The 14,411-nt window shown below is 71.0% G+C and carries 9 protein-coding genes; 8 read left to right on the top strand and 1 reads right to left on the bottom strand.

What is annotated here, in order from left to right:
• Window positions 1-19: 19 nt before the first annotated feature.
• Window positions 20-4,039 (bottom strand): type VII secretion protein EccCa, encoded by a 4,020-nt coding sequence (eccCa, locus tag QFZ58_RS04985; RefSeq protein WP_307128772.1) that lies wholly within the window; start codon window positions 4,037-4,039, stop codon window positions 20-22.
• Between the two features lie 453 nt (window positions 4,040-4,492).
• Here eccCa and eccD point away from each other — a divergent pair, with 453 nt between their 5' ends.
• From eccD to QFZ58_RS04945, 8 genes are all read left to right on the top strand, one after another.
• Window positions 4,493-5,899, top strand: a complete 1,407-nt coding sequence (gene eccD / locus QFZ58_RS04980) for a type VII secretion integral membrane protein EccD (protein WP_307123672.1) — start codon at window positions 4,493-4,495, stop codon at window positions 5,897-5,899.
• A 45-nt stretch (window positions 5,900-5,944) separates the two neighbouring features.
• Window positions 5,945-7,525, top strand: coding sequence for a type VII secretion protein EccB (gene eccB / locus QFZ58_RS04975; protein ID WP_307123671.1), 1,581 nt, complete (start codon window positions 5,945-5,947; stop codon window positions 7,523-7,525).
• Window positions 7,526-7,987: 462 nt separating this feature from the next.
• Window positions 7,988-8,323, top strand: coding sequence for a hypothetical protein (locus QFZ58_RS04970; RefSeq protein WP_307123670.1), 336 nt, complete (start codon window positions 7,988-7,990; stop codon window positions 8,321-8,323).
• Between the two features lie 88 nt (window positions 8,324-8,411).
• Window positions 8,412-8,720: a WXG100 family type VII secretion target gene (locus QFZ58_RS04965; protein WP_307123669.1), complete on the top strand. Its 309-nt coding sequence runs from the start codon at window positions 8,412-8,414 to the stop codon at window positions 8,718-8,720.
• Window positions 8,721-8,878: 158 nt separating this feature from the next.
• Complete coding sequence (locus QFZ58_RS04960) at window positions 8,879-9,343, top strand: type VII secretion system-associated protein (RefSeq protein ID WP_307123668.1); 465 nt, start codon at window positions 8,879-8,881, stop codon at window positions 9,341-9,343.
• A gap of 127 nt (window positions 9,344-9,470) precedes the next feature.
• Complete coding sequence (locus QFZ58_RS04955; RefSeq protein WP_307123667.1) at window positions 9,471-13,358, top strand: AAWKG family protein; 3,888 nt, start codon at window positions 9,471-9,473, stop codon at window positions 13,356-13,358.
• A gap of 163 nt (window positions 13,359-13,521) precedes the next feature.
• The gene (locus QFZ58_RS04950; protein WP_307123666.1) at window positions 13,522-13,977 is read left to right on the top strand and encodes a YbaB/EbfC family nucleoid-associated protein; all 456 of its coding nucleotides are present in this window, start codon (window positions 13,522-13,524) and stop codon (window positions 13,975-13,977) included.
• 2 nt (window positions 13,978-13,979) lie between these two features.
• A complete protein-coding gene (locus QFZ58_RS04945; protein WP_307123665.1) occupies window positions 13,980-14,348 on the top strand; it encodes a hypothetical protein in 369 nt (122 codons plus the stop codon).
• Window positions 14,349-14,411: the final 63 nt, after the last annotated feature.

Below are 14,411 nucleotides of genomic sequence, written 5' to 3'. Positions count from 1 at the left end.
CGGGAAGGTGCCGTCCTCATCAGTCCTGCTGCCCCCGGCTCTCCTCCACCAGGGCCGTCTGCATCAGGCGCGGCCGGCGGCGGGCGATGTGAAGGGCCCGGCCGGGCGGGAGGTTCAAGGGCTTCGCGTTCCCGAAGAGACGGCCTTCCGTGGGCGGGCACGAGAGGAGTACGGCCGGGTTGTTGGCCTCGTCCAGGCGCCGGATCAGGGCGTCGCTGAGCCCCCGGCCCGCGCCCATGGCGCTGCGGGCGACGACCAGGTGCAGGCCCATCTCGAAGCCGAGGGTGAGATGCTCGAAGAGTGGCTCGAAGGGGCTCTGGAAGGAGTTGCCGGAGACCATGTCGTAGTCGTCGACCAGGATGAACAGCCGCGGGCCCGTCCACCAGTCGCACGTGCGCATACGGGCCGGGGCGATGTCCGCACCGGGCACGCGGGTCTTCAACGCGCGGGCCGCGCCCTCGACCGTCTCCGTGAGGTTGTCCAGTGAGATCACGTGCCCGATGCGGTAGTCCTCGGGGATGGCGTCCACCAGGGTGCGGCGGTAGTCCACCGCGATGATCTTCGCCTCGTCCGGGGCGTAGCGGGCGGTGATGCCCTTGGTGATGCTGCGCAGGAGGTTGGTCTTGCCGCTCTCGGTGTCGCCGACCACGATCAGGTGCGGGGTACGGCTGAAGTCGTGCCAGACGGGTTCCAGGGCGTCCTGGTCGATGCCGAGGGGGAGACGCATGCCGCCACCCTCGGTGGGTTCGGGCGCGGGGAGTTCGGCCAGCGGGAGCCGGTGCGGCAGCATCCGTACCTGCGGGGCGGATGCGCCCGGCCAGTTCCGGGACACCTCGGTGACCAGGTGGGTGACGCCCTCACCCAGGTCGTCGAGGGAGCCGCTGCCGTCCAGCCGGGGCAGGCCGGCGAGGAAGTGCATCTTGCTTTCGGCGGTGATGCCGCGGCCGCCGCTGCGCGGCACCGAACGCGCCTTGCGGGTGTCGATCTCGGAGTCCATCGGATCACCCATCCGCAGTTCGAGACGGGTGGCCGCCTGGTCACGTACCTGGGCGGACAGCTCCACCCACCGGGTGGTGGTGATGATCAGGTGGATGCCGTAGTTGAGGCCCCGGGCGGCGAGTTCGTTGAACTTCGGGATCAGGTCGTCGTAGTCCTGGCGGACCGTGGACCAGCCGTCGACCACCATGAACACGTCGCCGAAGGGCTCGTCGGGGAACTCCCCGGCGGCCCGCCGCCGGCGGTAGGACTGCATGGAGTCGAGTGTGTGGTCCACGAAGAACTGCTCGCGGCGGGCGAGCAGCGTCATCACCTCGGCGACGGCCCGGTGCACCCGCTCCGGGTTGAGCCGTGCCGCGACGCCACCGACGTGCGGAAGGGCGGCGAGCTGCGAGAGGCCGCCGCCGCCGAAGTCCAGGCAGTAGAACTGCACCTCGGCGGGGGTGTGGGTGAGAGCCAGAGCGGCGATCAGGGTGCGGGCGAGGGTGGACTTGCCGCTCTGGGAGCCACCCGCGACCGCGACGTGGCCCCCGGCTCCGGAGAGGTCCACGACGAGCGGGTCGCGGCGCTGCTCGAAGGGCTTGTCCACGAGGCCGACCGGGACCCGCAGCCTGCCGGTGCCCGGCCAGCCGGCCGCGGTGAGACCGCGCTCAGGGTCGGGAGTGATGCCGGGCAGCAGGACGTCCAGCGGAGAAGGCTCGTCCAGCGGCGGCAGCCACACCTGGTGGGCGGCGGGGCCGGAGTCGCGCAGCCGGTCGAGGGCCACGTCGAGCAGGGCCTCCTCGTCGCCGGCCTCCTCGGTCTCCGGTTCCGGCGCGGCCGGGGTTTCCGGGGTACGCGGTACCACCCAGCCGCTGGTCCAGGGCACCACCTGGCTGGCCACCCGCGCCTGCACCACCGCGCCGGTGCGACGCCGGTACGTGCCGGAGGAGTAGGCGGCGCGGAAGCGGGTCAGGGACTCCACCCCGGACTTGAGGTAGCCACTGCCGGGCTGGGCCGGGAGTTCGTACGCGTCCGGGACGCCGAGCACGCCGCGGCTCTCCATGGCGGAGAAGGTGCGCAGGCCGATGCGGTACGAAAGGTGGCTCTCGAGCTGGTGCATGCGGCCCTCGTCCAGACGCTGCGAGGCGAGCAGCAGGTGCACTCCGAGGGAGCGCCCGAGGCGGCCGATCATCACGAACAGCTCCATGAACTCGCGGTGCGTGGAAAGGAGTTCGCTGAACTCGTCGACCACCACGAACAGGCTGGGCAGCGGGGCGAGATCCGCCCCGCCGGCGCGGGCCCGCTCGTAGTCCAGGGCAGAGGTGTAGTTGCCGGCGGAACGCAACAGCTCCTGGCGGCGGATGAGTTCACCGTGCAGGGCGTCCTGCATCCTCTCCACCAGGGCGACCTCGTCGGCGAGGTTGGTGATGACGGCGGAGGTGTGCGGGAGTTCCTCCAGGCCCAGGAAGGTGGCGCCACCCTTGAAGTCGACCAGGACGAAGTTGAGCGTCTCGGAGGAGTTGGTCAGGGCGAGGCCGAGGACGAGGGTGCGCAGCAGTTCGCTCTTGCCGGAGCCGGTGGCGCCGATGAGCATGCCGTGCGGGCCCATGCCGCCCTGCGCGGACTCCTTGATGTCGAGCTCCACCGGGCGGCCGTCCACCCCGACGGCGATCGGCACGCGCAGCCTGGCGGAGCCGGTGTGCCGGTCGAAGAGGGTGTGCGGGTCGTGCCGGTGCAGGTCGGGGATGCCGAGCAGGGTGGTCAGCTCGACGTCGGTGTCCAGCGGCTGCGCGATGTCGGTGCCCAGACTCATCCGGCGGGGGGTGAGCAGCCTGGCCAGTGACTCGGCGCCGACCGGGCCGAGCCGGTCCGGCCGGCCGAGCGGCACGGAGCGCTCCTTGCGGCTGCGGTCGGTGCGCACCAGACTGACCCGGTCGGGCCCGACGGTCAGCCGCAGCGTGTTGCGGCCGGGCCGCCAGCGCAGTGCCCCGGACATGTCGAGGGCCAGGGCGTTGCGGTATCCGTGCCCCTCCCAGCGGTGGCCCTCGGGGACGGTGACGCCGTCCAGGACGACGACCGTGTAGGGCTCGTCGCGGCCGGGGCGGGCGTCCGGGTCGAAGCCGGGGCGCTCGGCGAACTCGGCGCCGAGCAGATCGTCCAGTTCGGCCAGGTCGGCGGTGATCCTCCGGGCGTGGCCGGCGCCGTCCTCCTCATGCGGATCCAGCACGTGCGGCAGCCACTTGGCCCACTCCCAGTCGGGCCGCCGCTCGTCGCTGACGCAGAACGCGAGCCACAGCTCCTCGGGCGCGTGGAACACCGCGAGCTGCCCGAGGACGGCGCGTACCAGGGCGCGCGCCGCTTCGGCGCCGGGGTCCCGCCCCGGGTCCTTCCCGCCCTCCGCGGCGCGCGGGGTGCCCGGCTCGGCGGGGTCGCCGCCAAGGGGCTCCTCGGGACGCAGCAGGATCCGGGCCGAGGAGCGCAGGTAGAGGCCGAGGGGCTGGTCAGGGATGGTGGAGTAGGCGCGGATGAAGCGGCGCAAGGCGTGCGCGCAGAGGGGTTCCAGGTCCTCCACCGGGCGGGTGGAGACCGGCTCCAGGGTGAGTGCGAGCTGCTGTTCTCCCACCGCGATCCGGACCTCGCCGAAGTCCTCGTCGGCCGGGCGGCGTTCCCACAGTCGTGAGGTGCGGGCCAGCGACCGCAGTGAGCCGGGTTCCGGGTGGCGCCAGGCGAGCGCCCGCTGCTGCTCCGCTATGGTGCTCCGGACCCGCTTGCGGGTCTGCGCCAGGTAGCGGAGGTAGTCGCGGCGTTCGCCCTTCAGGCGTTGCTTGCGCTCACTGGAGCGGCGCATCAGCTGCCCCAGCAGCATGGCACCGGCGGAGAGCGCCATGACGCCCATCGCCAGATACATGAACACGCCGTTCCCGCCGCCGGGCCGCAGGAACATCAGCATCATCGACACCGACATCAGCGCCATCGGCAAATACGTCCATATTGCCGAGGTGTCAGGCACCGTCTCGGCGAGGACCGGCGGTTCCTGCAGGGTCAATTGCCCCTCGGGCATCTCCGGGCCGCGCCTGCGGGCCGGCCGGCGAAACAGCACCACACTCAAGGAACAGAACCTCCGGTTTCACGGCTTTTCGGCCCGTACCGAATACCGGTGTACCCGGTAGTGGGAAAGACCGCACCGCGCTGATTCCCCGGGCCCTCGCGTGACGCGATGAACGCAGGATGAATGTTTCGGGTGGACGGCGAGGGACGGCCAACTCCCTTGCCGGCCAATTGCATACCGGATAGGGAATCCGGTCCGCAGTACGACCCGGTGGTCGTAGGCAGTAGTCTGCATTCACGGAACGCGACCTGTCCACGCGGGACCGGTGGTTGCCGGGTGCATGGATGCAATTGCCTTGCCCGGCACTCCGGTTCCCCGCCGTGAGGACCTTCCGTACTGTTCGTACATCCCTCTCCCGGGGGAGTCCTCCTGTCAAAGCCTCCACGGAAGACGAGAGTTCAGCTGATGACCGACAGTGCGGTGGCCGAATCGTGCCGCCTGACCGTACGCGCGCCGAGCGTCACCGTTGATCTGGCCGTGCCCGCCGACGTCCCGGTCGCCGATCTGCTGCCCACGCTGCTGCGCTATGTCGGCGAGGAAGCCGAGGAGGCCGGACTGGACCACGCCGGCTGGGTGCTCCAGCGGCTCGGCGACGCCCCGCTCGACGAGGAGAGCACCCTCGCCCGCGCCGGACTCTCCGACGGCACCGTGCTCTACCTGCGCCCCCACACCGAGGCCCTGCCGGAGGCACGGCTCGACGACCTGGTGGACGGGATAGCCGACACCGCTGCCCGGCGGCTGCACACCTGGCACGCCGGGGCGGCACGCGGACTGCTGGTGGGCACCGCGGTGGCCACCGTGGCGGCCGCCCTCGTGCTCGTGTTCCGGCCGGGGGTGGCCGGCTCCGGCTCCTCCAGGGCCGCTTGCGCGGCCGTGGCCGGGCTGCTGCTGCTCGCGGGCGCCGGTTCGGCCAGCCGAGCGGTAGGCGACCGCCTCTCCGCGACGGCGCTCGGCCTGCTGGTGGCTCCCTGCCTGGCCCTGGCCGGCTGGGTACTGCCCGGCGGTGACGTGACCGGCCCGGACGCGGCGCAGGTCGTAGGCGCGCGGTTGCTCGCCGCGGGCGCCGCCGGTGCGGGGGGCGCGGTCATCGCGCTCGCCGCCACCGCGGTCGGCGCCCCCGCCCTGCTGGCCACGGCGGTGGTCTCCGTGGCCACCGCGATCGCCGGTGCCCTGATGGGTTACACGGGCCTGGACGTGCCGGCGGCCGTGTCGCTCGTGGCGACGGTGGTGGCGCTCGCCGCCGGGACGGTGGCACCGTTCGCCTTCAAGCTGGCCGGGATGCGGATGCCCTCGCTGCCGTCCTCCGCCGGCCAGCTCCAGGAGGGCATCGACCCCTACTCGGGCGACGAGGTCGCCGAGCGCACCGAACTGGCAGGGCGCTGGGTCACCGCGCTCTTCGCGGCCACCGGTGTCATCGCGGCGGCCGCCCTGGCCGTCCTCGCCGAGCACCCGAACCTGCCCGAGGTGCTGACCGCGCTCGTGCTGAGCCTCCTGCTGCTCCTGCACTGCCGGGGCCTGGTGCACATCGGGCAGCGACTGACCCTGGCGATGCCCGGCATCTGGGGGCTGTTGCTGCTCGCCCGGGCCTGGGCGGTGGACAGCGACAGCGACGGCCGCATGGTGGTCTTCGCCGTGCTGCTCGCCGCGGCGGCCGCACTCGTGACCGCCTCCTGGACCGTGCCCGGCCGCCGGGTGCTGCCGTACTGGGGCCGGGCGGCGGAACTGGCGCACACCGGCTTCGCCGTCGCGCTGCTGCCGCTCAGCATGTGGGTGGCGGGCCTCTTCGGCTGGCTGCGCGGCCTGTTCGGCTGACCACTACCGAACGCCGCTACACGGGACACGAGGTGAGGAGAGGCTGTGCAGTCCAAGCGCGATCAGGTACAGGCCCACAGTTTCATGATGGGCAGGCTCAGTTCGGGTCTGCTGGCGGCCGACCCGGACGCCCCGGAGAGCCCGCTCGGGCGTACCACCCGAGGCGTTGTCTTCGGCGTACTGGTGACCGTCCTGATCGGCGCGGGCGCCACCGTCTTCGGGCTGCTGCGCCCGGGCGGGAACGACGGCTGGCGCGACGGTGAGCACCTGGTGGTCAACCGCGACACCGGGGCGCGGTATCTGTGGACCGGCACCGACGGCGTACTGCACCCCGTGCGCAACTACGCGTCGGCGCGGCTGATCGGCGGCTCCGACCTCGCGACCGTGGACGTCGCCACCGCCTCGCTGAGGGACGTCCCCGTGGGGGCCCCGGCCGGGATACCCGGCGCCCCGGACGCCGTGCCCGGGCCCGCCCAACTCGACGACGGCGCCTGGCACGTGTGCGTCACCGGGCCGGACGGAGCGCTGCCCAGCACTTCCGGTGCCGTGACGGGCACCGGGGTCGACAAGCCCGGGGCCACCACCGTGGTCGCCGGGGCACCGCTGGACTCCCGGGGCGTCGGCGGCGACCACGGGGTGCTCGTGAGCGGCCCGGACGGCGCCGAGTACCTGGTGTGGCGGGGCAGCAGGCTGCCGCTGGACCGTGCCTCGGATGCCCGCAACGCCCTCGGCTACGGATCGGAGCGGCCGATGCCGGTGTCGGCGGCCTTCCTCGACGCACTGGCCCCCGGTCCTGCCCTGAAGCCGCCCGCGGTCGCGGGACGTGGCGCGAAGGGGCCCGAGCTGGGGGGCGAGGCCAGCCGGATCGGGCAGCTGTTCGAGGTGCGTGTGCCCGGTGGCGGCAGCACCTACCACCTGCTGCAGAAGGGCGGCCTGGTACCGCTGACCCGGCTCGGCGCCGCCTTGGTGCTGGGCGACCCGGCCACCCAGAAGGACGCCTACCAGGGGCGGTCGCCCGAGGTGCGCGTGGTCGGGGCGGACGCGCTGCGCGCGCACCGGGCCGAGGACTCGGCCCCCGCCGGATCCGCGGAACTGCCGGACACTCCGCCGGCCCCGCAGTCCCCGCCACGCGGCACCGCACTCTGTGCGCAGGTGGACGGCGACGACGGCGGCACCCGGATCAAATCCGTACTGGTCGCACTGAGCCGGCTCTCCCCGGTCGTGGTGTCGGAGGGAACCGCCCAGCCGATGACGCCGGCCTGTGTCCGGACGGACGCCACCGTCGTACGGCCCGGACGCGGCGCCCTGGTCCGCGCCTTGAACGCGAGCGGCGCGGCGCACGCCGGGACCACCTACCTGGTGGCGGAGAACGGCGTGAAGTACCGCGTCGCGGCCAAGGACTCGCTGGCGGCGCTCGGCTACGGGGCCGGAGACATCGGCTCGGTTCCCGCGCCCCTGCTCGCGGCACTCCCGACCGGCGCGGACCTGGACCCGGCAGCGGCCTCCGGCGCCTCGGAGCCCAGGGTCACGGCTCCCGAGTGCGCCACCGGCACCGCGGCGGGCAGCGACGAGGCGGCCACGGTCGGCGTCACCGGCGTGGCCGACAGATCCGACTCCGCGTCCTGATCCAGGCAAACACCGCATACGGCGTCGAAGAAAGGAAATGGCGGAGGACCATAACCTCGCGATCCGAACTGCACGCCGGTGCACCCGATATGTCATGGGGCGAGGGAAACGGGAAACCTCAGAGAAAGCTCAGACATTCGGCCGGTCGCCTCCGCGAAATGCTGTGGACGCACGCGCCTCGCCGGAAACGGGCCGTACCGATGACCGTTCGCCTTCTTTTCGTGCCCGTTTTCCGACCGCATCGCGTCCGTCGGCGGATCGTGATGCCGTTCGGCGCGGCCGGTGCGGGGCGGGTGACTTCACCCTGCGGCAACTTGCGGGCAACTCCGTTGCAATACACGGCTTCTGAAGAACTGACCTATGCTCAAATCTTCCCAACATCCGTTGCGCCGAACGCTGGGTTCTCTTTAGCCTCAGCGGGCAACGGTGTCACGAGACCGGCCTGAACGAAGGGAGCGCGACATGGCGGACAGTGCCGCGAGGAAAGCGGATTATGCCAAGGGTCTGGGGGGTGTCTCCTCACTGGAGTCGGCCCGGAGCGCGGTCGAGAAGATCCAGAACAACGTCGCCGAGATCGCCGCGCGTTCCGGCGTCGGCGGCGACGAGGGCCAGGCCCTGCTGAAGCTTTTCCGCAGCTGGAACTCCGAGGCCCAGAAGGTCGTCGTCCAGATCAGCAAGATGGTCGACGCGCTGCAGGAGAACGTGACCTCGGCCAACCGCCTGGCGAAGGAGAACCAGGACCTGACCGAGGTGCTCAACAGCAAGACCAGCCAGGGCGTCTTCGAAGCGCTGCGCTGACCACCCCCCTGCGGCGCCGGCCCCTTCCAGGAGGCCGGGCCGGTGAACTTCCCGGGCCCCGGCGCCCGGCCACCCCAGAGGAGACGTCATGGCCGACGGCATCATCGATGTGCAGTACTCGACGGTCCGGCACGCGATTGAGGAGCTGAAGGACCAGACCCAGCAGATCATCACGACCCTCAACAACCTGGAGGACGAGCTGAAGCCGCTCGTGACCTCGTGGGAGGGTGATGACCAGCAGATGTACCGCGGGGTACAGGCGGAGTGGGACCAGGCCACCAAGAACATGGCCCTGCTCCTCGGCGACAGCGGCGAGCTGGTGCAGAGCATCCACGACAACCACTCCCGGGACGAGCGCCGGAGCGCCGACAACTGGGGCAGTGTGCGGGCCCGCTAGCGCCCGGCCGGGGCTCCCCTCCGTTCGTCCGGAGGGCGGGCCCCGGCATCCGTGCCCCCACCCGGCACCCATGCCCGCCGGTCGTGCCGCCGTCCGCAGGGGGCGCCCGCCCGGCCGCCCGTATCCCCGCCCGGCACCGAACGGCAGGAGGACGTCCCATGGCCGCTGAAAAGGCCGACGTCAGGCATTTCGACCTCAAGCAGATGGAGAACTTCCGGGACAACGAGGTGCAGCCGGTCTGCACCGCCGCGAAGAAGCACCGTGAGGACGGCGACGGGGCCACCATCCGGCCGCTCGGCCACCTCATCGACGGGCACACCACCCCGGGCAACCTCGCCCAGGACAAACAGCTCCTGCGCATCGGCAGGATGGTCACCGAGCCCCTGGTCTCGGGACCGAAACTGATCGAGGACGTCCGCGCCGCCGCCGAGGCCATCGACAAGTTGCTGGGCGACCAGATGGACCTCTTCAAGGAGCTGAAGGAGGCCCTCACCGAGACCATCGAGGAAGCCAACAAGACCAAGGACAAGAACCTCGACGCGATCGACGCCCAGACGCTGCTGCAGACCTTCGACGAGGTCGACGCACTCACCAGCGGGTCGTCGGGCGAAGAGAGCACCTGAGCCCGCGCGGTGTGTGCCGGCCGGTGCCCCGGCCGCCGCGCGCGCCGCGTGAGAATGACCCGGAAGTGCACCCGCACGACATGGCCGTGAGCCGACACGGCCGACAACCGACCAGAAAGGGCGCCCGGTGGCCGACCGGTACGATCCCAACTCCGTCGCCAACCTCGACAAGTTCGACAACGCCGGCGACCCGTCGACCGACACCTGGGCCACTCTGGTCACCCACATCACCGGTTATCCGGTGCCGGACCGCAGTACCGTCTTCGACACGCTGCGATCCGACCACGGCGGCAAGCTCTTCAGGATGGACATCAAGGACCGCAGCCTCAGCCTGCTCCTCAAGGACTCCGGGTTCCTGACGAACAAGGGCGAGGACTACGACATCTGGTTCTTCGACAGCGGCAAGAAGCGGTCGATCATGCAGGCGCGGATCGTCTTCGAGGGCCGTGTGAAGGCCGGTGACGAGATCATCTTCGCCGGCCCCGGCTCCGACAACGTCCACGACGCGCAGGTCCGCGAAGGCAACGAGTTCACGGACTACAACAAGGACAAGATGAGCACCATCCCGCTCGCCCGGTACATGAACGGGCCGCGGGCGGCGCTCCTCGGGCTGCTGGGCGGCAACACACAGGACGCACGGTTCAGCAATCTCGGCGTGCCCGGGAACGACGTGGTGGACCTCACCTCCTTCGACACCACGGGTGACTCCTTCGACTTCGCCGCCAAGTTCTTCAGGGACCACGCGGTGGTGCTGAAGGACTGGGAGGACCGTTTCGGCCGGGAGGACGCGAGCTGGAAGGGCGAGGCGGCCGAGGTCTTCCGCGGCCTGCTGAAGAAGGTCCGGGAGAACTACGACAGTTACGTCGAGACGTTCGACTCGACGGCCGGCACCGGAGACGCGACCGGCACCGGCGGCACGGTCTACTCACGCGCCCTGTCGCTGGGCCGGACGTATCTGGAGGACGCCGCCGACAAACTGTTGGACGCGTGGCTGGCCTGGGCCAACTCCTCGTACTACGACCCGCACCAGGTGCTGCGCTACGTGCTGGACGACCTCGCGCAGTGGGTGGACGCGAACAACGTGGCCAAGACGGACATCAAGTCGTACACCACCCGCTACAGCACGTCCGTCAGCCACAGCCCGCAGGGCGGGTTCTCCCAGGTCCACCCCGAGTACGGCGACCTCACCGACATCGCGAACTGGGCGAAGGTCGGCGACAAGGCGGTCAAGATCTGGACGCAGGGTGTCGACGAGTACCTGGGCAAACCGGCCGCCCAGGTGCAGTCGGCCCTGAACAACCACTTCCTCGAGCTGGGCGAGGACTTCTCCGGCAACCTGCCCAAGCCGAAGTCGACCAGCACGGCCTCGGAGGTGTACGAGGAGAAGAAGGCCAAGGAGGAGCAGGACGAGATCAACCGCCAGAACGAGGAGAACCGCAGGTATCAGGACGAGTTGCGCGCGGAGCAGGAGCGGCAGCGCGAGGAGGACAAGAAGTACCAGGACGAGCTGCGCGAGGAGCAGAACCGGCAGCGCGAGGAGGACAAGAAGTACCAGGACGAGCTGCGCGAGGAGCAGAACCAGCAGCGCGAGGAGGACAAGAAGTACCAGGACCAACTGCGCGAGGAGCAGCGGCGCGAGCAGGACGAGGCCAAGAACCTCCAGGACGAGCTGCGGAACGAGCAGAACCAGCAGCGGGACGAGGACCGCCAGTACCAGGACGAGCTGCGGGACGAGCAGAAACAGCAGCGGGACGAGGACCGCCGGTACCAGGACGAGCTACGGGAGGAGCAGCGGCTCCAGCAGGAGGAGGCCGAGCGGGAGGCCGAGGAACAGCAGAAGGCCATGGAGGAGAGCCTCGGCGGGATCAACGACCCCAACGCGGTCGACGAGCAGAACCTCGGCGGCCTCGACGACCTGCTGAACATCCCGGTCACCGAGAGCGACGGCACCATCGGTAATCAGGGCGACGCCGACGATCCGAACAACGCGATCACCGAGGAGCTCGGCAACCTCGGCAACGTGAACGACCCTGGCGGGGAGAACCAGTCACCGACGACAGCCGCGCCCCCCGTCACCCAGAACCTCGGCAGCCTCGGCAACCTCAACAACGGCCCCGGCGGGACGAAGAACGCCACCGACGCGGCCAACGAGGCGATCACCCGCAGCCTCGACGATCTCGGTGACCTGAACAACGGCGCCGGCGGATCACTGGAGACTCCGACCGGGGGGAGTACCCAGCTCGACGACGGCGCCCTGACCACCGACTTCCCGGACGGCAGCAGGACGGCCTTCGACCCGGACAGCGGACTGCTCACCACGACGAACCCGGACGGCAGCGTCACCACGCAGGACCTGGGTGACGGTGTGCGGGTGACCAATCCGGACGGCTCGGTCACCTCGCTCGGTGATGACGGCAAGCTGACCACCACCTTCCCCGACGGCACCGAGCAGGTCGTGGACCCGGCGACCGGCCGGGCCACCTCGATCGCCCCGGACGGTACGACCACCACCGAGAACCTCGGCAGCCTCAGCGGTCCGAACGCCCCGAACGGTCTCGGGGACCTGGGGGATCTCGGGGGCATCAACGCCGACCTGCCCACCACCTCGGTCGCTGATCTCGGTGACCTGGGGAATCTCAACGGCGCCGGCGGATCACTGGAGACTCCGACCGGGGGGAGTACCCAGCTCGACGACGGCGCCCTGACCACCGACTTCCCGGACGGCAGCAGGACGGCCTTCGACCCGGACAGCGGACTGCTCACCACGACGAACCCGGACGGCAGCGTCACCACGCAGGACCTGGGTGACGGTGTGCGGGTGACCAATCCGGACGGCTCGGTCACCTCGCTCGGTGATGACGGCAAGCTGACCACCACCTTCCCCGACGGCACCGAGCAGGTCGTGGACCCGGCGACCGGCCGGGCCACCTCGATCGCCCCGGACGGTACGACCACCACCGAGAACCTCGGCAGCCTCAGCGGTCCGAACGCCCCGAACGGTCTCGGGGACCTGGGGGATCTCGGGGGCATCAACGGCCTGGAGACCCCGACCGGCGGGCACACCGCGCTCGTGGACGACGACTTCGCCACCATGTTCGCGGATGGCAGCAAGGCCGTGTTCGACCCGGAGAGCGGGATGTTCACCAGCACCGGCCCGGATGGCTCGACCGTGGACACCGACCTCACCCACGGGGCCAAGGTGACCAACCCGGACGGCTCCACCACCTTCCTGGACGACGGCCGCCTGAACACCACCTTCCCGGACGGCACCACCCAGATCATCGACCCGGACACCGGTGTCGCCACCATCACCGACCCGCAGGGCAGGACCGAGACGGTGGATCTGAAGGGCCTCAACTCCGGCAGTGGCCGTCTTGGTCCGGACGCACTGGGCGGCCTCGGCGGCCTCGACCGGATCGGCGGCGCCGACGGGGCCGGTGGCGGCAGCGGGGCCGGTGCCGGCGGCACCACCAGCCGGGACGTGCCCTTCTCCGAGCTCGGCCTCGGGGGCGGCCAGGCGAGCAGCGGGGCCTCCGGCGGCGGTCTCACCGGGGCGGGCTCCGTCTCCCCGGACGGCATCGGTGCGTCCGGGGCCTCCCCTCTCTCCGGCGGATCCGCCGCCGGAGCGGGCACTCCGCTCGCGTCCGCCGCCGCCGGGGGCACCCCAGGCGCCCCGGGCACGCCCGGAAGTCCAGGCATGCCGATGGGCGGCGGCATGGGCGGTATGGGCGCGGGCGGCGAGAAGGGCAACGGCGAGCGGGTGCGCGCCGTCCTGGTCGACGCGGCGGAGGAGAGCGAACGCCGCAACCGCCGGCGGCGCAGCCCGTGGAACCGCCAGGAGGACAGCGACACCTTCCTGTCCCCGGCCTCCCGCGTGGCGACCACCGGCGGCGAGTCCTCCGACGAGGAGGCGGAGCCGCACCGCAGGTCCACCAGTTCCGCCGACTACCTGGAGGAGGACGCGGACGTATGGGGCACGGAGGAGGGCGGCACCCCGGCCGTCATCGGCCGGTGACCACCCCGCGACCACCCCGTGGGGACGAGGCGCACCGGGCCCCGGCTTCCGCGTCGGAGGCTCCACCGGGCATGATCAGGAGGGCGGTTGAAGGGCCGGAGGCCAGGGCCGTACGTACCGATGTACGAGCGTACGGGGAGAGCGACGCAGGAGGGGGAGCGGCATGACGGAACCGTTGGAGAAGCGCCTGGAGAAGGCCATGGCCGAACTCCAGGCGGCCCAGGAGGCGGTGGCGCGCACCGAGCGCGAACTGCGCACGGCGTCGTTCGCCGCACTCTCCTCCGACCGCGCGGTCCGCGCCACGGCGGGCCCGCAGGGTGAGCTGACCGGGATCGACTTCCTGGAGAACAAGTACCGCGACATGTCTCCGCAGGAGCTGGCCGCCAGCGTTCTGGAGGCGGCGAGCGCGGCGCGCCTGAAGATGAACCGGCACGTGATGAAGGCGATGGCTCCCTTCACCGAACCCAGCAGCAACGTGCCGGAGCTGAAGGGCTTCGAGATGGACTGGGAGCGCATCTTCGGTCCCGAGGTGTTCCGCGAGGGCGACGAGGAAACGGCACGTGGCAGCCAGGCCACCCCCGCCTGGCGGGACGCGCTCGGCGAAGAGGGGGAGGACTGACGATGGGACAGCGGTACTACGCGGACCCGCAGCGCATCGAGGCCCTGGCGCGGCAGCTGGAGGAGATCGGCACCCTGACCAGGAGTATGACCGAAGAATTCCTCGACGAGTTGGCACCCACGGTGAACTGGCCCGGTACGGAGGGCGAGTTCGCGGAGAAGGCCAAGCCGCAGGAACAGAAGGAACGCCAGACCACCAAGGACACGATGATGTCCATCCGTGACGCGCTGGTGGGCATCACCGACGCCACGGTCAGCCAGGTCCGGATGATGAAGGACACCCGCGACCGCAACATCGAGAACGTCGAGCAGGGCACCAACCGCATCGACACCGACGGACTCGGTGGCCCGGGCGGGCATGGCCGCCGCTGACCTCCGCGCCGCAGGCCGCTCCCGCACCACCGGGGGAGCGGCCGCCGCGTCCTGCCCGCGGGT

This window comes from Streptomyces sp. B1I3, assembly GCF_030816615.1.
Lineage (GTDB): Bacteria > Actinomycetota > Actinomycetes > Streptomycetales > Streptomycetaceae > Streptomyces.
This window is presented reverse-complemented; position numbering and strand designations above follow the sequence as displayed.

What these genes read in the sequence shown, in the direction of transcription:
- eccCa (WP_307128772.1), bottom strand. Translation starts at nt 4,039, where the DNA reads ATGCCCGAGGGGCAATTGACCCTGCAGGAACCGCCGGTCCTCGCCGAG.
- eccD (WP_307123672.1), top strand. Translation starts at nt 4,493, where the DNA reads ATGACCGACAGTGCGGTGGCCGAATCGTGCCGCCTGACCGTACGCGCG.
- QFZ58_RS04970 (WP_307123670.1), top strand. Translation starts at nt 7,988, where the DNA reads ATGGCGGACAGTGCCGCGAGGAAAGCGGATTATGCCAAGGGTCTGGGG.
- QFZ58_RS04965 (WP_307123669.1), top strand. Translation starts at nt 8,412, where the DNA reads ATGGCCGACGGCATCATCGATGTGCAGTACTCGACGGTCCGGCACGCG.
- QFZ58_RS04960 (WP_307123668.1), top strand. Translation starts at nt 8,879, where the DNA reads ATGGCCGCTGAAAAGGCCGACGTCAGGCATTTCGACCTCAAGCAGATG.
- QFZ58_RS04950 (WP_307123666.1), top strand. Translation starts at nt 13,522, where the DNA reads ATGACGGAACCGTTGGAGAAGCGCCTGGAGAAGGCCATGGCCGAACTC.
- QFZ58_RS04945 (WP_307123665.1), top strand. Translation starts at nt 13,980, where the DNA reads ATGGGACAGCGGTACTACGCGGACCCGCAGCGCATCGAGGCCCTGGCG.